The organism is uncultured Bradyrhizobium sp. (genome assembly GCF_947648125.1).
Taxonomy (GTDB): Bacteria; Pseudomonadota; Alphaproteobacteria; order Rhizobiales; family Xanthobacteraceae; genus Bradyrhizobium.
On sequence record NZ_CANSMR010000009.1, the window covers coordinates 103,105 to 120,640 of the forward strand.

General features: G+C 64.0%; 15 protein-coding genes. 9 read left to right on the top strand and 6 right to left on the bottom strand.

Annotation, left to right across the window (positions count from 1 at the left end):
- Positions 1–9: 9 nt before the first annotated feature.
- A complete protein-coding gene (locus Q0030_RS18235) occupies positions 10–2,253 on the bottom strand; it encodes a hypothetical protein (protein ID WP_298369780.1) in 2,244 nt (747 codons plus the stop codon).
- A 913-nt stretch (positions 2,254–3,166) separates the two neighbouring features.
- Between Q0030_RS18235 and Q0030_RS18240 the strand changes: the two genes are divergently transcribed.
- Positions 3,167–3,799 (top strand): TetR/AcrR family transcriptional regulator, encoded by a 633-nt coding sequence (locus Q0030_RS18240; RefSeq protein ID WP_298369783.1) that lies wholly within the window; start codon positions 3,167–3,169, stop codon positions 3,797–3,799.
- A 165-nt stretch (positions 3,800–3,964) separates the two neighbouring features.
- On the opposite strand, the gene Q0030_RS18245 is transcribed toward Q0030_RS18240, so the two are convergent.
- Positions 3,965–5,389: an amidase family protein gene (locus Q0030_RS18245; protein ID WP_298369785.1), complete on the bottom strand. Its 1,425-nt coding sequence runs from the start codon at positions 5,387–5,389 to the stop codon at positions 3,965–3,967.
- A gap of 88 nt (positions 5,390–5,477) precedes the next feature.
- Here Q0030_RS18245 and Q0030_RS18250 point away from each other — a divergent pair, with 88 nt between their 5' ends.
- Positions 5,478–6,329 (top strand): alpha/beta hydrolase, encoded by an 852-nt coding sequence (locus tag Q0030_RS18250; protein ID WP_298369788.1) that lies wholly within the window; start codon positions 5,478–5,480, stop codon positions 6,327–6,329.
- 98 nt (positions 6,330–6,427) lie between these two features.
- Here the strand turns inward: Q0030_RS18250 and Q0030_RS18255 are convergent, their stop codons facing one another.
- Entirely contained in the window at positions 6,428–7,204 is a 777-nt protein-coding gene (locus Q0030_RS18255) for an SDR family oxidoreductase (RefSeq protein WP_298369790.1), read from the bottom strand.
- Positions 7,205–7,373: 169 nt separating this feature from the next.
- Here Q0030_RS18255 and Q0030_RS18260 point away from each other — a divergent pair, with 169 nt between their 5' ends.
- Positions 7,374–8,450: a tartrate dehydrogenase gene (locus Q0030_RS18260; RefSeq protein ID WP_298369794.1), complete on the top strand. Its 1,077-nt coding sequence runs from the start codon at positions 7,374–7,376 to the stop codon at positions 8,448–8,450.
- A 105-nt stretch (positions 8,451–8,555) separates the two neighbouring features.
- Here Q0030_RS18260 and Q0030_RS18265 read toward each other — a convergent pair whose 3' ends face one another.
- From Q0030_RS18265 to Q0030_RS18275, 3 genes are read right to left on the bottom strand one after another with little or no spacing between them, the layout of a single operon-like run.
- A complete protein-coding gene (locus Q0030_RS18265; protein WP_298369797.1) occupies positions 8,556–9,467 on the bottom strand; it encodes an NAD(P)-dependent oxidoreductase in 912 nt (303 codons plus the stop codon).
- A 30-nt stretch (positions 9,468–9,497) separates the two neighbouring features.
- Positions 9,498–10,748 (bottom strand): Zn-dependent hydrolase, encoded by a 1,251-nt coding sequence (locus tag Q0030_RS18270; protein ID WP_298369799.1) that lies wholly within the window; start codon positions 10,746–10,748, stop codon positions 9,498–9,500.
- Positions 10,749–10,762: 14 nt separating this feature from the next.
- Complete coding sequence (locus Q0030_RS18275) at positions 10,763–11,695, bottom strand: LysR family transcriptional regulator (protein WP_298369801.1); 933 nt, start codon at positions 11,693–11,695, stop codon at positions 10,763–10,765.
- A 120-nt stretch (positions 11,696–11,815) separates the two neighbouring features.
- Between Q0030_RS18275 and Q0030_RS18280 the strand changes: the two genes are divergently transcribed.
- From Q0030_RS18280 to Q0030_RS18305, 6 genes are all read left to right on the top strand, one after another.
- Positions 11,816–12,634 (top strand): putative hydro-lyase, encoded by an 819-nt coding sequence (locus Q0030_RS18280; RefSeq protein WP_298369803.1) that lies wholly within the window; start codon positions 11,816–11,818, stop codon positions 12,632–12,634.
- Between the two features lie 86 nt (positions 12,635–12,720).
- Positions 12,721–13,968, top strand: a complete 1,248-nt coding sequence (locus Q0030_RS18285; protein WP_298369805.1) for an ABC transporter substrate-binding protein — start codon at positions 12,721–12,723, stop codon at positions 13,966–13,968.
- Between the two features lie 178 nt (positions 13,969–14,146).
- Positions 14,147–15,025, top strand: a complete 879-nt coding sequence (locus Q0030_RS18290) for a branched-chain amino acid ABC transporter permease (protein WP_298369808.1) — start codon at positions 14,147–14,149, stop codon at positions 15,023–15,025.
- Entirely contained in the window at positions 15,025–16,011 is a 987-nt protein-coding gene (locus Q0030_RS18295) for a branched-chain amino acid ABC transporter permease (protein WP_298369810.1), read from the top strand. The genes Q0030_RS18290 and Q0030_RS18295 overlap by 1 nt, the downstream gene beginning before the upstream one ends.
- Positions 16,008–16,739 carry an ABC transporter ATP-binding protein gene (locus Q0030_RS18300; protein WP_298369813.1) on the top strand — a complete coding sequence of 244 codons (732 nt, stop codon included), beginning with the start codon at positions 16,008–16,010 and terminating at the stop codon, positions 16,737–16,739. The genes Q0030_RS18295 and Q0030_RS18300 overlap by 4 nt, the downstream gene beginning before the upstream one ends.
- On the top strand, positions 16,723–17,427 hold the full coding sequence (locus tag Q0030_RS18305) for an ABC transporter ATP-binding protein (protein WP_298369815.1): 705 nt from the start codon (positions 16,723–16,725) through the stop codon (positions 17,425–17,427). Before Q0030_RS18300 ends, Q0030_RS18305 begins: the two co-directional genes overlap by 17 nt.
- The last annotated feature ends 109 nt before the right edge of the window (positions 17,428–17,536 follow it).

The window sequence follows — 17,536 nt, forward strand, 5'->3', positions numbered from 1 at the left end:
TCCGCCCGACTAGGCTGGTTCGAAGCTCGAGAACACAACCTCGTCCTTTGGAGCCGGTGCACCCCTCGATGCGCCGCCATCTCCGGGGGACGCCGCCCAGCCGTCGACTTCGCCATAGCCGCCGGAACCGGGCGCGCCCTTGCCGGTCGGCGGAGGCGCCGTTGGTTTCAACGTACTGGGCGGAGGTACGACGTGACCGGTCGAGGGCGGCGGCGTTGCCGGCGCACCTTGTCCAGTTGTCGTTGAGGCGATCGCAGACAACGGGACATCCTTCTTCGTGACGTTGGGATCATCCGGCGTCGGTACCGTCACCATCAGCCCGCCGCTGCCGCCCGTCGAGATCGGAGTGGTCGTCGACCATTCCTGTCCGTGGGTGAACAGCGTGCCTTTGACCACGACGCGAACCGAATATTGAAACTTCGGCACGAAATTCTTCTGCCCGGTGTAAACCAGCCAGTAGCGCGGCGTGTTTTGATCCGCGAACTTGAAGGTGAACTTGACCGGATCCCGGTCATTGCCGTCGTCGCGCTTGCCCAGCGCCTGCATCGTCACTTCGACGTATTGGGTGTCGTCGGTCAGATTGGCGCCAAGCAGGATCGGCCCGACCGAGAGCGTGCCGGCTTCCTCGACGCGGACTTCAACCGCGATTGTGTTGTCGGGCGTTCCGAGCGGGCTTGGATCGAGATCGACGATGTCCTTCTCGACCTGCACGCGTGCATATGGATTCTCGAATTCGCTCGGCGGCTCGGTAAAGTGAATCTGCCGCTTCAGGAACATCTTGTCCGGCTCCCAGCCCGCCGGCGGATGGGCAACGTCGCTCTTCTGCTTCATGAACGTCGCGGTATCGAAATGGGCGTCCGGTCCATCGGACGGACTGAATACGTGTCCATCCCATTGCAGGGCGCCGTCGGCGTTGGGATAGCCAACCTGACAGGACAGGAATGCCACGGGTTCACCGACCCACTTCTGCGTCGGATCCGGCCAGTTCACCACCGGCTTGAAGACGCGCGCGACCTTGCGGTCCCAGTCGCCGATATCGACCGTAAGGAAGTAGACCTTGTCCTTGGCGGGATTGGCCCGGATTTCATCCGCCACGCCGTCGAGCGTGCCGCCGACCTGATAGTTCTGCAGGTAGGCGATTTCCTTGGTCTCGTGATACTCCAGATCGAGGTTGGTGCGCTGCTCGCGCAGTTTGAACGCGGCGCCGCCACCGAAGCCGAGGAAGCCGCCACTGGCCTGTGCCGGTTGCTCGTTGAATGGTGCCGGGTCGAAGATCACCTGCTTCGCCAGGTCCATGAACTTCTGGAAGATCAAGTCGCTCCGCTTGTCCATATATTCTTGCAGCTTGTCTGCCCCAGGCAGCGACTGGTCGACGAATGTATGGACCTCGATGTCGCCGGATTCGCGGAGGCTGTCGTATTGGGCTTGAATGTCGGCGCTCCAGAACAGACCGCCGGCGTGTGCGGCACCAGAGAAGTGATCCTGGATTCTCGACCAATGACCGGTGATGTCGATCGTCATCAGGGGACTGACCACCCGGACCATCATGTTCTGCGTCACGTTCATCACGCCGGTGCCGAGATTATGAAAGCCGCTATAGGCAACCGCCGCCGGGATGCTGCCGAGCAGCGCGCTGTAAGCCTTCTCCGCGCCTGGATCGATGGTGCCGGGGCCTTGCCCTGACAGCTTCACGAACATCGGGTCGATGTTGGTGCCGCGATAGCTCTGCGGCACCGTGCGGGGCATGACTCCCGCCGGCAGATAGGAGCGGTTGAGCCCGATCGTCGGTGGCGCTCCTGCGATTGGGCTCTTGCTCGACATCACGGCCGGAATGCCACGGCTGTCGCCCGGCAAGGTGTTGGAGAGCACGCACTGATTGCTGACGATGGGAATGAAAGTGAACCATGGCTTCTGATTCGAGGTGTATCGCCACAGCGGATTGTCATGTGTGCGAACCTGATCGATCAGCGCCGCATGGGCATCGGCCAGCACGTTGTCCGGCGGCGCCGCAGTCGTCGCGAAATTGATCAGCCCGCCCGCCACTTCGTTGTCGGAACTGGTTTCGCCGACGGTGGTGCCGCTCGATCGCACACCGGCGAAGTGGATCATGCTGAACTTGTAGTCGCCGTTGGGCTTCCGCGCGAGATTGACCTGCTCGGGCAGCCAGTAATACACCGGCGCTTGCCCGGCTGCCTGCAATTGCTGGTTGTGCGCATCGACCCAGTAGCTGATACGCCACCCAGATTTCGTCACGACCTGATTGCCGACTGCGAAAAGCGGTCCAACTGGCGTCACCATAATGATACTCCGCTTGGGTTGCGGCGATCGACGGCGCTCAGAGAATTTGTGAAACCGCCTCGCCGTATGAAAGTTGCGCGGGATCTCTCCAGATGGAGGGATACCGAAAAATCGAGCTCAGCCATTTGTGGCTGCTCATCCGTCAATTCGCGGTCACGCGATACTTCCATTCGAAGGCGCGGGTCGCACGATGAGCAAGTTTGGGAAGTTCCCAGGATTGATAATTGCGGTCGCAGTTTGCGCCGGCATCAAGATGCATTGGAAAAACTAGAAATATTGATCGAACCGTTTGTCTTGCATGCCTTCCTCCTTGCCCAATACTGGCTTCGGAACGGATGCGACTTGTGCAGTGGTATTCTCGATCCTTGCAACCAGCATGCTAGACCCGTTGCGGTCGTTCCTTAGTGAGATCGTTCACAGCCTCAGAGGTGATTTGCGGGAGTGGTAAACATTTTGCGGCCCTATTCGGTTTACTTCGCTAAGTATGCAGCCAACAGTTGAGCTTCATCTTGCGCAAATCGAGCTCGGTTCGGCTTCCTGCCGCCGCAGGCGCGGCAAGAAGAAGTGAAGCGGTGCCTGTACATGTGGGCGCGGCAGGCCGGCTTCAGTTGCAGCTCACGGATGGTGGTGGGCGCGGAGGTCAATCATCCAGTCGATCAGGAAAGCGGGGGGACCGACCGGCCGTGTCCGGCCTTGAAGATTGCCCGGGCGAACGAGGCAAGCTTCGCGGATATGGCCGGAGGATCCGGCAGGTCGCCGCCACCGGCATTGCGGATGTCGCATCCCCCATTCGAAGGGGTGACGTAAGCCTTTGATTTCGCTATCCTGTCCTCTCGATGGGCATCGCACTCGAGCAATCATTGCGGCAATGGGACAAATCATTCGTAAGCCGTTCAAAACCTACCACCATGGCGACCTCCGCGAAGCCCTGATTCAGGTGGCGTTACGCGAGGTCGAGCTCGGTGGCCCCGAAGCGATCAGCATCAAGGCGCTGGCCAAGCAACTCGGCGTCTCGCAGCCGGCGCCGTACCGGCATTTCGCCGACCGCGAGGCGTTGCTGGAGGCGGTGACCGCGGAAGCGTTCCGGCAGTTCAACGTGATCATGCGCGAGGCGATCGAGCAGCCCGGCAAGGGCTCGAAACTGTCGCGCTTTGCCCAGGCTGCGCTCGCCTTCGGGCTCGAGCGCCACGGTATCTACCGCTTGATGTTCGCGTCCCGAACCATGGCCTGCGCGCCTGTCGGCAGCGAGCTGCACGTCGCGGCAATGGAAACGCTGGCGCTGCTGATCGAGTCGTTCGAGGCGCCGGCCGTCGGGCTGTTGCGCGAACGGCAGGCGCTGAAGATCTGGGCCGGGCTGCACGGCATCGTGATGCTTGCCGAGCAGGGCCTGCTCACCGGCGAAGTCGGCCAGATCAGCCGCGAGGAACTGATGGACGAGATCGTCGAGCAGACCAAGCTCGCGCTCACCGTCGCGCTGCATGCGACGGAAGAGAAGGCGTAGGGCAGATCGTCTGCAGCCGATCCCTTCGTCCTAGATAGCCACGCCATTGCGAGGAGCGAAGCGACGAAGCAATCCATTGCTCTGCGCGCTCGGTGACGATGGATTGCTTCGCTTCGCTCGCAATGACAAAGTGGAGGGTGTCGCCCACGCTCTCCACCATGAGGGTTAGGAACGCGGCGCGCGCGGATCGATCGGGGTGGTGCCGCGCACGCCCAGAATGTCCTCGAGCACTTTCGCGCCGGCCAGAAGCTGCGCCTCGGCGCGGGGCTTGGCCACCATCTGCAGACCGACCGGCAGGCCCGACGCGGTGAAGCCGCACGGCAGCGACAACGCCGGGCAGCAGGCCAGCGTGATCGCATAGACGATGCCGAGCCATTCGATGTAATTGTCGAACTTCTTGCCGTCGCATTCGGCGACATAGCGGTTCTCGACCGGGAACGGCGGCACGATGGTCGCGGGCGCCAGCAGCAGGTCGTATCGCTCGAAGAATTCAAGCGCACGCGCGGTGATCGCGACACGCTGCGCCTCGGCGCGCTCGAGCTTCTCGACGGTGAGCTTCAGCCCTTCCTCGATGTTCCAGATCACTTCGGGCTTGAGCAGGTCGCGCTTGGTGCGCAGCAATTCGGCCTTGCTGATCGCGAAGTCGAATGCGCGCAGCACATGGAAGCATTCATGGGCCTCGCGGAAGTCGGGATGCGCCTCCTCGACGATCGCGCCGGCTTCCGCGAACCGCTCCGCGGCCTTGCGGGTCACCGCCTTGACCTCGGGATCGACCGGCGTGATGCCGAGATCGGACGAGTAGGCGATGCGCTTCGGCTTCTGGTTCGAGCGCGCCGCGGACAGGAACGATGTCGGCAGCACCGGCAGCGACAGCGGATCGGCAGCATGCTCGCCGCTCATTGCGTCGAGCAGCAGCGCGAGGTCCTCGACATTGCGCGCCATCGGTCCCTGCTGGCCGAGCGTGCGGTCGACGCCGAATTTCGGCGTCTGCGCGACGCGGCCGATTGACGGCCGGAGGCCTACGACGCCGCAGAAGCTCGCCGGGTTGCGCAAGCTGCCGCCCATGTCGGAGCCGTGGGCGAGCCACGCGGTGCCGCTGGCAAGTGCCGCCGCGGCGCCGCCGGAGGAGCCGGCGGCCGAGCGCGATGTGTCCCAGGGATTGCGGGTCGGACCGAACACCTCGTTGAAGGTGTTGGCGCCGGCGCCGAATTCCGACGTGTTCGACTTGGCGTAGATCACGCCGCCATTCTGTTCGAGGCGTTCGACCAGGATGTCCGACTTCGCGGGGATGTTGTCCTTGAAAATCGGCGAGCCCAGCGTGGTCAGCACGCCGGAGACGGCGGTGAGGTCCTTGATCGGGACCGGAAGGCCCGCAAGCAGGCCGCGCTCGCTGGCCGGCTTCTGCATCAGGGCCTTGGCATGAGTACGTGCACGGTCGAAGCAGAGCGTCGGCAGTGCGTTGACCTTGCCGTCGACCTCGGCGATGCGCTTTTCCAGCACATCGAGCAGGTCGAGCGGCGTGACGTCGCCGGCTTTCAGTTTCTCGACGACGGCACACGCCGTTTCCTTCACCAAGCCCTGATCAGCCATGCACCGTTGCTCCTATGTCTTCCGTTTGCTTGTGCTGTAGAACATTTCCTGCCGTCGTGGCAATGCGACGAGAACCGAAGAGGCATGGATGGCAGCGTTGTTTTCCGCGCTGGACTGGCGCGCGATGAGCCAGCAGGAGCGGGACCTCGGCTTGAACAATGGCGTTGCCGTCAAGGGCAGCGCCGAAATCGCCGCCCGCTGGGAGCAGCGCTCCGCGGCGATGCGGCAGAAGCGTCCCGACCGTCTCGACCTCCGATATGGCGCGCGTGAGCGCAACCGGATCGATTTCCTTAAAGCCCGCGACGGCGCGCCGACGCTGTTGTTCATCCACGGCGGCTATTGGCAGACCCGCGCCAAGGAGGTCTTCACGGTCTTTGCCGAGGGGCCGATGGCGCACGGCATCAATGTGGCGCTGATCGGCTACACGCTGGCGCCGGATGCGACGCTCGATGACATCGTCGCCGAGATTCACGCAGGCATCGATTTTCTTGCCGGGCAGTTGCCCGCGCTCGGTGCCGCTGTGGAAGGCATCGTCGTGTCGGGCTGGTCGGCCGGCGGACATCTGACCTCGATGGCGCTGTCGAACGCCCATGTCCGGGCCGGCATGGCGATCTCGGGCATCTATGACCTCGAGCCGATCAGGCATTCCTATCTCAACGAGAAGCTGAGGCTCGACGAAGCCTCCTCACGGCGCAATTCGCCCATGATGCAGCAAGGCGGCACGGCGAAACCGCTGTCGCTGGTGGTCGGCAGCGCCGAACTGCCGCTGCTGCGCAAGCAGACCGCCGATTTCGCCGGCCATCGCGCCCACTACGATTTGCCGGTGACCTATGAGGAGATCGCGGGAGCCGACCATTTCTCGATCATGAACCAGATGCTGGCGCCGCAGGGGCGTGTCACGACGCTGATCCGACAGTTGTTCGAACGGACGGCCGACTAGGCCGTCATTGCGAGGCGCGAAGCGACGAAGCAATCCATCGCTCCGCATATGCCGATGCATGGATTGCTTCGCTTCGCTCGCAATGACGGGGAGAGGGATCAACCCCACCCCGACGTCAGCCCGCCATCCACCGTGTAGATCACGCCCGACGTATAGCCTGCGCGATCGGAGGCCAGGAACGCCATCAGGTCGCCGATCTCGCGCGCATGCGCGGGGCGGCCGAGCGGCAGGCCCTTCTGGAACTCCTTGTAGCGGTTCTCGTCGCCGAACTGGTTCTTGGCACGGGTCTTGAGCAGCGTGACGTGGCGGTCGGTGCCGACCGGGCCGGGGTTGATGCCGACGACGCGGATGTTGTCGGCGAGGCTCTTGCCGCCGAGCGCGCGGGTGAACGACATCAGCGCCGCATTGCCGGCGCTGCCGCAGATGTAATTGGCGTCGAACTTCTCGCCGGCCGCGCCGATATCGTTGACGATCACACCGCCGCCGCGCGCCTTCATCTGGGCATAGATCGCGCGCGTCAGGTTGACATAGCCGAACACCTTGAGCTCCCAGGCATGCCGCCAGGTCGCCTCGTCGATCTTGTCGATCGAGCCGCCCGGGATGTCGCCGGCATTGTTGACGAGGATGTCGATATCGGCAGCCTCTTTTGCCAATCGCGCCAGATCCTCGGATTTGCGCAGGTCGACGATGCTGATCGCGGCATCGATCTGGTGCGCCGAACGAAGGCGCTCGGCCAGCGCCTTCAACTGCTCGCCGTTGCGGGCGGCGAGCAGCAAATTGGCGCCTTCCTCGGCAAAGGCTTCGGCGGCGGCCGCGCCAATGCCCTTGGAGGCGCCGGTAATCAGGACACGCTTGCCGCGCAGATGCAGATCCATGGGATGTCTCGCTTTGGTATGAGGAACGAACGTCGGCGAAATTGGTGGGGCAGGGTCGCGCCGCGGTCAACACTGCACTGCAGCGTTGCGCTCGCGCGAAGTTTGGTCCATTGCAGGACCATCAGGATAGGCGGCATTGCCGGCCGGGCAAATCACAAGGGTGTTCTCGATGAGCAGCAAAAAGCAGTATCGGATTGCGGTCATTCCCGGCGACGGCATCGGCAAGGAAGTGATGCCGGAGGGCCTGCGCGTCATCGAGGCGGCGGCGAAGAAGCACGGCGTCGACGTGAAGTTCGATCATTTCGACTTCGCCTCCTACGACTATTACGAGAAGCACGGCGAGATGATGCCGGCCGACTGGAAGGACCAGATCGGCAAGCATGATGCGATCTATTTCGGTGCGGTGGGCTGGCCGGCCAAGATCCCGGATCACATCTCGCTGTGGGGGTCGCTCATAAAATTCCGCCGCGAGTTCGACCAGTATGTCAACCTGCGCCCGGTTCGGCTGATGCCCGGCGTGCCGTCGCCGCTGGCAAACCGCAAGCCCGGCGATATCGACTTCTGGGTGGTGCGCGAGAACACCGAGGGCGAGTACTCCTCCGTCGGCGGCCGCATGTTTCCGGATACCGACCGCGAATTCGTCACCCAGCAGACCGTGATGACCCGCATTGGCGTCGACCGCATCCTGAAATTCGCGTTCGATCTCGCGCAGTCGCGGCCGAAGAAGCATCTGACCTCGGCGACCAAGTCGAACGGCATCTCCATCACGATGCCCTATTGGGACGAGCGCGTGGAGGCGATGGCCAAGAAGTATCCGGGGGTGAAGTGGGACAAGTACCACATCGACATTCTCACCGCGAACTTCGTGCTGCATCCGGACTGGTTCGACGTCGTGGTCGGCTCCAATCTGTTCGGGGATATCCTCTCCGACCTCGGTCCGGCCTGCACCGGCACGATCGGCATCGCGCCGTCGGGCAACATCAATCCGGAAGGCGATTTCCCGTCGGTGTTCGAGCCCGTCCATGGCTCGGCGCCTGACATTGCCGGGCAGGGCATCGCCAACCCGATCGGCATGATCTGGTCGGGCGCGATGATGCTGGAGCACCTCGGCGAGAAGCAGGCAGCAGCCGCCATCGTCGGCGCGATCGAGCGCACGCTCGGCGAACGCACGCTGCGCACCCGCGACCTCGGCGGCAATGCCGACACCACGGCGTGCGGCAAGGCCGTCGCGGAGATGGTGGATTAAGCTGCGCTGTCAATCACGGGGTCGTCCTGGCGAAGGCCAGGCGTAACCCACCATCTTCGCGGCAACAAAGTCGGCGGGTTACGCTTCGTTAACCCGCCCTACGGTCTACCCCTTCACGATCCGTCGGCAATGCTCCCATGCCGCGTGGATCAGGTTCTCGCTCGCCTCGGGTGTGCGGAAGGCGGAGTGCGCCGACAGCGTCACGTTCGGGATCTTCGTCAGCGGGTGATCCTTCGGCAGCGGCTCGATGTTGTAGACATCGAGGCCGGCGTGGCGGATGTGGCCGGAGTTGAGCGCGTCGATCATCGCCTGCTCGTCGACGATCGCGCCGCGCGCGGTGTTGATCAGCACCACGCCCTTTTTCATCTTGGCGATCTTCGCGCACGTGATCAGGCCGCGGGTCTCGTCGTTCAAGAGCAGATGGATCGAGACAACGTCGCTGTTTGCCAGCACCGTGTCGAGCTCGGTGAATTCGACGCCCGGATGGCTCTTCGGCGACCGGTTCCAGGCGATCACCTTCATGCCGCTGCCGAGCGCGATGCGGGCGACCTCGGCGGCGATGCCGCCGAAGCCGACCAGGCCGAGCGTCTTGCCGGTGAGCTGCATGCCGTCCTCGCGCAGCCAGTTGCCGGCGCGCATCTCGCGGTCCATCTGCGCGATCACCCGCGCCGACGACCACATCAGCGCGATCGCGGATTCCGCGACCGCGGTGTCGCCATAGCCCTTGATCAGATGCACGGAGATGCCGAGCTCGGCGAGCTCTTCCGGGTTCATGTAGCTGCGCGCGCCGGTGCCGAGGAACACGACATGCTTCAGGCCGGCGCATTTCTTCGCAATGTCGGTCGGCAGTGCGGTGTGATCGACCACCGCGATCTCGGCGCCGTCGAGCACCGCCGGATAGTCCTCGGACTTGATGTCCGGATTGCGGTTGATCCGCATCTTGGGATCGCCTGACTTCTCCAGTCGCTCCGTGATGACAGCGAGCGATTCATTGGCGTCGACAAACACTGCGCGCACGAAAGCCTCCATCGAAGGAAGAAAGGATGATCAGGACGCGACGCCGGCGAGTGCCAGCACCGTATGCATCAGGACGTTGGCGCCGGCGGCGCAATCGGTCTGCGTGGCGTCTTCCAGCTCGTTGTGGCTGATGCCGTCCTTGCAGGGCACGAACACCATCGCCGCCGGCATTACCGTGTTGAGGTTACAGGCGTCGTGGCCGGCGCCGGAGGTGATGCGGCGGTGCGAATAGCCGAGCTGCTGGGCCGCGTTCTCCACGGCGTCGACCAGCTTCGGGTCGAAATGCGTCGGCGCCTTGCGCCAGACGAGATCAAGCTGAACCTCGACCTTCCGCTTTGCTGCGATCTCGGCGACCGCAGCACGGAGATCGCGATCGAGCGCGTCCATGATCGCGGCGTCGGCGCTGCGGCAATCCACCGTGAAGGCGATCTCGCCGGGGATGACGTTGCGCGAGGGGCTCGCGATCACCGCCTCGCCGATAGTGCCGACCGCCTTCGGGCCATGTTTCTTCGCAATGCTTTCCATCGCCAGCACGATCTCCGACAGCGTCGCCAGCGCATCACGGCGCAGCGGCATCGGGGTCGAGCCGGCGTGGCTCTCAAAGCCTGTGATCTTGCCGTCGTACCACAACACGCCCTGGCCAGAATCGACCACGCCGATGGTCTTGCCCTCGGCCTCCAGGATCGGGCCCTGCTCGATATGCAGTTCGACAAAGCTGGTGAATTTCTGGCGGCCGACCGGGGCATCGCCGCGATAGCCAATCGAGTCCAGCGCCTGCGCCACCGTGACGCCCTCGGCGTCCTTGCGCGACAAAATGTCGTCGGTGGTGAAATCGCCGACATAAGCGGCCGAGGCCATCATCGCCGGTGCGAAGCGCGAGCCTTCCTCGTTGGTCCAGTTGCAAATGCAGATCGGCAGCTCGGTCTCGATCCCGGCATCGTTGAGCGTGCGCACCATCTCGAGCGCGGCCAGCGTGCCGAGGATGCCGTCATATTTGCCGCCGGTCGGCTGGGTATCGAGATGCGAGCCGACGCCGATCGGCGGCTTCGACATATCCTGCCCTTTCCTCAACCCGAACATCGAGCCGAGCGCATCGACCTGCACCTCGAGACCGGCGTTCTCGCAGGCCTTGCGGAACCAGTCGCGCACCTGCTTGTCTTCGGCGCTGAGGGTCAGCCGCCGCACGCCGCCCTTTGGCGTTGCACCGAACTGCGCGGTTTCATGGATGGTGCCCCAGAGGCGGGCGGAATCGATCTGCAGGTTGGTGGCGGCTCGGCTCATTGCGGCTCTTCCCTTTACGCGACCGTTTTTTCATGACGCGCCGCTCTCGCGCCGTCAACCGCCACGCTCGCCTGCGCGATCTGCCTGGCGAGATTGGCGACGCGTTCGATGGCGACCGCATCGGGGGAGGCGAGCCAGCTCGCGGTGAAGGTGAGGGGCGGCAGCTTGAGGTCGGTATCGAGCAATTGCAAGCGGCCGTCGGCGAGCTCGTTCTCGACGATCGCCGATGGAATCACCGCAATGCCAAGGCCTTCATTGGCCATGTGGATCACGGTTGCGAGCGAGGTCGAGGCGTGCAGGCGGATCGGCGGCAGATCGGGGGCGTTGAACAATGCGCGCACGGTCTCGTAAGGCTGCGTCTTGCGCGGAAATGTGATGATCGGAAACCGCGCCAGATCCCGCCGCGCCACCGGGCCGGGGCCGAGGCCAAGCGACGGGCTGGCCAGGAAGCCGATCGGGTAATCGCACAGCACATGATTGTGCGCGCCGGACGCCGAGACCGGTCCGAGCACGAAGGCGAGCTCGATCTCCTGCGCCAGCAGTCGCGGGGTCAGGTTCGGCGTGATGTCGACCTCGATTTCCAGCGACAGGTTCGGGTAGATCTCGTTGACGCTCTTGACCAGCCGCGGCAGCCAGGTGTGGACAATGGTCTCCGCGACACCGAGCCGCAGCGCGCCGCGCATCGCCGACCGGTCGCCGACCTCCGCCATCATCTCCGAACGCAGGCCGATCAGCTTCTCGGCGTAGGTCATCATCAGCCGTCCGCTCGGCGTCGGCGAGGCCACCCGGTGGTCCCGGTTGAGCAGCTTGACGCCCATCTCGCGCTCGAGCTGGGCGATGCGCTGCGAGATCGCCGGCTGGGTGGTGTTGAGCCGCTGGGCGGCGCCGCGGAAGCTGCCGAGCTTGACGACCCAAAGGAACGTTTCGATCGAGCGGAAGTCCGTCATTGGAAGCATATCCCCGATCGATAAATCCTATTTATCGATTTTGATTAGAAAGGACGATTAGACATTATATCACGCTTGGTGTTGGTTTGTCCTTGTCGAGATTATGGGCAGGAGAATCCCATGACTGTTTTTGCGGCAGTGCAGCGATCTCAGGGGGAGCTGGTACTGGCGAGCGTCGAAGCGCGCCGCGCCTGTCGTGACGGCGTGGCCTCGGCCACCACGGCCGGTCTCGCCAACGGTTTCGTCCAGGGCAATCTGGCGATCCTGCCGGAGAAACTCGCCGGCGCCTTCCACCGGTTCTGCCAGCTCAATCCGAAACCGTGCCCGATCATCGGCATGTCCGATGTCGGCGACCCGCGGATCCCCGCGCTCGGCCTCGACCTCGACATCCGCACCGACGTGCCGCGCTACCGGGTCTGGCGCGACGGCGAGGTGGCCGACGAGCCGACCGACATCACCAAATACTGGCGCGACGATCTCGTCACCTTCGTGCTCGGCTGCTCCTATTCGTTCGAGGAGGCGCTGCTGGAGGACGGGCTGCCGATCCGTCACATCGAACGCAACCTGCGTGTGCCAATGTACCGGACCGACATCGCCTGCCAGCCGTCGGGGCCGTTCGCCGGACCCATGGTGGTGTCGATGCGCCCGTTCAAGCCGGCGGATGCGATCCGCGCGGTGCAGATCACGTCGCGCTTTCCGTCGGTGCATGGCGCACCGGTCCACCTCGGTCATCCGCATGCGATCGGCATCAAGGATATCGCCAAGCCCGACTATGGTGATGTGGTGCCGGTGGCCGATGACGAGATCCCGGTGTTCTGGGCCTGTGGCGTGACGCCGCAATCGGTGATCGCAAGTGCGAAGCTGCCGTTTGCGATCACGCATTCGCCGGGCCTGATGCTGGTGACCGATCTCAGGAACAGGCAGCTGGCTGTGCTCTGAATAGGCAATTCGTGCAATTCATTGAGGCTTTACTGCGCGCTACAAGCGTCACATCGATAATAACAAGCTGACCAAGGGGAATTGCGATGACGATCTCTCGCCGTAACGTGTTGCTGGGTGCCACTGCTGCCGCTGCGCTCGGTCCGATGGCCGCGCGCGCGCAGACCAGCGAAGTGGCAATCGGCGTGATCTATCCGTTGTCCGGATCCAGCGCCGCGATCGGTGTCGACGCGCAGCATGCCTTCAACACCGCGGCCGAGATCATCAACAAGAACTATGATTTCGCGCTGCCGCTCGCCAAGGGCGAAGGCCTGTCCGGCCTCGGCGGCGCCAAGGTCCGCCTGGTGTTCGCCGACCACCAGGCCGACCCGCAGAAGGGCCGCGCCGAGACCGAGCGGCTGATCACCCAGGAGAAGGTCTGCGCCGTCGTCGGTACCTACCAGAGCGCGGTCGCCGTCACCGTCAGCCAGACCTGCGAGCGCTACGGCATTCCGTTCATCTCGGCCGACAACTCCTCGCCGAGCCTGCATCGCCGCGGCCTGAAGTATTATTTCCGCGCCTCGCCGCATGACGAGATGTTCTCGACCGCGATGTTCGACTTCTTCGATGCGATGAAGAAGAAGGGCCAGAAGATCGAGACCCTGGCGCTGTTCCACGAGGACACCATCTTCGGCACCGATTCGGCGAATGCCCAGATCAAGCTCGCCGGCGAGCGCGGCTACAAGATCGTCAGCGACATCAAGTACCGCGCCAATTCGCCGTCGCTGACCGCCGAGGTGCAGCAGCTCAAGGCGGCGAATGCCGACGTGCTGATGCCGTCGAGCTACACCACCGACGCGATCCTGCTGGTCAAGACCATGGCTGAGCTCGGCTACAAGCCGAAGAACATCATGGCGCAGGATGCCGGCTTCTCCGAGAAGGCGACCTATGACGCGGTCGGCGACAAGCTGGACGGCGTGATCTCGCGCGGCAGCTTCTCGCTCGACCTGGCGCAGAAGCGGCCGATGGTCGGTCTCATCAACGAGATGTACCGCGCCAAGTCCGGCAAGGACTTCAACGATTACTCGTCGCGCCAGTTCATGGGTCTGATCGTGATGGCCGACGCCATCAACCGCGCCAAGTCGACCGACGGCGAGAAGATCCGCGAGGCGCTGGTCGCTACCGACATGCCGGGCGACGTGACCATCATGCCATGGCGGCGCGTCAAGTTCGACGAGATGGGGCAGAACAACTTCGCCGATCCGGTGCTGCTGCAATATACCGCGAAGAACTTCGTGACGATCTTCCCGGAACAGGCCGCCGTCTCCGAGGCGATCTGGCCGATGAACAGCTGATCGGTCGCTCAGCTTCCCTACGTCGTCCCGGGCAAGCGAAGCGCGACCCGGGACCCATTACCACAGGCAGGTATTTTGCGATGATTGGTTGTTGTCCTTCCTACCGATACGTTCGTGGTAATGGGTCCTGGCTTTCGCCAGGACGACGCTGGAATAATGCGGTGACTGGGGCGCAGCGGTGACAGCCGAGACCATTATCCAGAGTTTGGCGAGCGGCCTCTTGATGGGGCTGCTCTACGGACTGATCGCCGCAGGCCTCGCATTGATCTTCGGATTGATGGACGTCGTGAATTTCGCGCACGGCGAATTCCTGATGATCGCGATGTACGTGACCTTCTTTCTGTTCGCGTTCTTCGCGATCGATCCCTTGCTCGCGGCGCCGTTGGTCGCCGCAGCATTGTTCGTGTTCGGCGCGGTGGTCTACCTGCTGGTGGTCCGCTTCGCGATGCGCGCCAAGGCCAATGCCGGCATGGTGCAGATCTTCTCCACCTTCGGCCTTGCGATCGTGATGCGGGGCCTCGCCCAGTTCTTCTTCACACCCGACTACCGCAGCGTCACCAACTCCTGGGTCGGCGGCAAGACGATCTCGATCGCCGGCATCTACCTGCCGGAGCCGCAGCTGATCGGCGCGATGCTGTCGATCGCGGCCTTCGTCGCGCTCTACTTCTTCATCAATCGTACCGATTTCGGCCGCGCGCTCGAGGCGACGCGCGAGGACGCCGGCGCGGTGGCGCTGGTCGGCATCGACAAGAACCGGGTGTTCGCGCTCGGCTGGGGCCTCGGTGCGGCGCTGGTCGGACTTGCCGGCGCCATCATGGCGATCTTCTTCTACGTCTATCCCGACGTCGGCGCGTCGTTTGCGCTGATCGCCTACGTCACCGTGGCGCTCGGCGGCTTCGGCAGCGTGTTCGGCGCCTTTGCCGGCGGCATCATCGTCGGCCTGGTCGAGGCGACCACCGCGCTGATCCTGCCGCCGTCGCTGAAATCGGTCGGCATCTATGCCGTCTATCTCCTGGTCGTCTTCATCCGCCCGCGTGGCCTGTTCGGATCGATGTGATGGACACCAACTTCGCCCAACGCCGCAGGCGTGACCTGATCGTGGCGGCCTGCCTTGCGGTGATCGCAGCGCTGGTGCCGCTGTTCGTCAAGGACGTCTACGTCCAGAACATCATGGTCTTGACCTTGATGTATGCCGCGCTGTCGCAGAGCTGGAACATCCTGTCCGGCTATTGCGGACAGATCTCGCTCGGCCATGCGCTGTATTTCGGGCTCGGCGCCTACACCACCGCGCTGCTGTTCACCAAGTTCGGCGTGCTGCCGTGGTTCGGCATGCTGGCGGGCGGGGCGATCTCCGCGGTGATCGCGATGGCGCTTGGCTATCCCTGTTTCCGCCTGCGCGGGCATTATTTCGTGATCGCGACCATCGTGATCGCCGAGATCGCGCTGCTCCTGATCCAGAACTGGGATTGGGCGGGCGCGGCGCTCGGCATCGATATCCCGGTGCGCGGCGACAGCTGGCTGAAATTCCAGTTCACCCGCTCGAAGCTGCCGTACTTTTATTTCGCGCTGGCGCTGGCCTGCATCGCCTGGCTCGTCACCTGGTGGCTGGAAGATTCCAAATGGGGCTATTGGTGGCGCGCGGTGAAGGATAACCCCGACGCGGCCGAGAGCCTTGGCGTCGTCGTGTTCAATTCCAAGATGGGCGCGGCGGCGGTCTCCGCCTTCCTCGTTGCCGTTGGCGGCAGCTTCTATGCCCAGTTCGTCTCCTATATCGACCCCGAAAGCGTGATGGGCTTCCAGTTCTCGCTGTTGATGGCGCTGCCCGCGGTGCTCGGGGGCATCGGCACGCTGTGGGGGCCGGTGCTCGGCGCCGTGATCCTGATCCCGCTCACCGAGCTGACGCGATCCTTTGTCGGCGGTTCCGGCCGCGGCGTCGACCTGATCGTCTATGGCGCACTGATCGTTGCGATCTCGCTGGCACTGCCGAAGGGGCTCGTCAGCGTGTTCAGCATGCTCTCCGGGCGCAAGGAGGCCACGCGATGACGGCGCTCCTGGAGACTCGCGGCGTCTGGCAGCGCTTCGGCGGCCTCGTCGCCAATAGCGACGTCTCGATCTCGGTCGGGCGCGGCGAGATCGTCGGCCTGATCGGCCCGAACGGCGCCGGCAAATCGACGCTGTTCAACTTGATCGCGGGCGTGCTGCCGCCGACGCAAGGCTCGATCGTGTTCGACGGCGAGGACGTGACAAAGCTCCCGGCGGCGGAACGCTGCCAGCGCGGCGTCGGGCGCACCTTCCAGGTGGTCAAGAGTTTCGAGACCATGACCGTGATCGACAACGTCATCGTCGGCGCGCTGATCCGCAACACCAAGATGCGGATCGCGCGACAGAAGGCCTATGAGGTGCTGGAGTTCTGCGGCCTTGCGGTGCGCGCCGACAAACTTGCCGCCGACCTCGTCCCGTCGGAGAAGCGCCGGCTCGAAGTCGCCCGTGCGCTCGCCACCGAACCGAAGCTGCTGCTGCTCGACGAAGTCCTCACAGGGCTGACGCCGGTCGAGGCGCAGACCGGTGTCGAGCTGGTGCGCAAGGTCCGCGCGACAGGCGTCACCGTGCTGATGGTCGAGCATGTGATGGAAATCGTGATGCCGCTGGTCGACCGCGCCATCGTGCTCAATCTCGGCAAGGTGCTGGTCGAGGGCAAGCCGACTGAGGTCGTCCGCAATCCAGAAGTCATTTCTGCCTATCTCGGGGATCGTCATGCTGTCGGTGCGTGAAGTCACCACCGCCTATCAGGGCCTGGTTGCGATCTCCTCGGTGTCGATCGACGTCACCAAGGGCGAGATCGTCTGTGTTGCGGGCGCCAACGGCGCGGGCAAGTCGACGCTGCTGAAATCGATCGCCGGTGCCGAGCGTCCGCGCGCCGGCACCGTCACCTTCGACGGCAAGCGGATCGACGGCCAGCCGCAGCACGTCATCACCGCTGAAGGCATCGCCTTCGTGCCAGAGAATCGCCGGCTGTTTCCGCGGCTCTCGGTGCGCGACAATCTGCGGCTCGGCAGCTACCTCTATCGCAGCCAATCCGACCGCGATGCGCCGCTCGACCTCGTGTTCAATCTGTTCCCGCGGCTCGGCGAGCGGCTCGAGCAGCGCGCGGAGACCTTGTCCGGCGGCGAGCAGCAGATGCTCGCGATCGGCCGGGCGCTGATGACACGGCCGCGGCTCCTGATGCTCGACGAGCCGTCGCAAGGCATCATGCCGAAGCTGGTCGACGAGATCTTCCAGGCCGTGAAGCGCATCCGCGACGCCGGCATGACGGTCCTGATCGTCGAGCAGCGCATGGCCGAGTGCCTGGAGATCGCCGACCGCGCCTACATCCTGCAGACCGGCCGCGTGCTGATGCAGGGCACCGCGGCGGAGATCACCGGCAATCCCGACGTGCGCAAGGCGTATCTGGGGCTGTAGCGCCAAGGCATCGCCGCGCACGCACCCGTCATCCTTGTGCGCGCCCCTTTGGCGCGCCTCGAAGGATGGGCCGCGCGCGACGCGAGTATGTGGCATCCTTCGAGGCTCG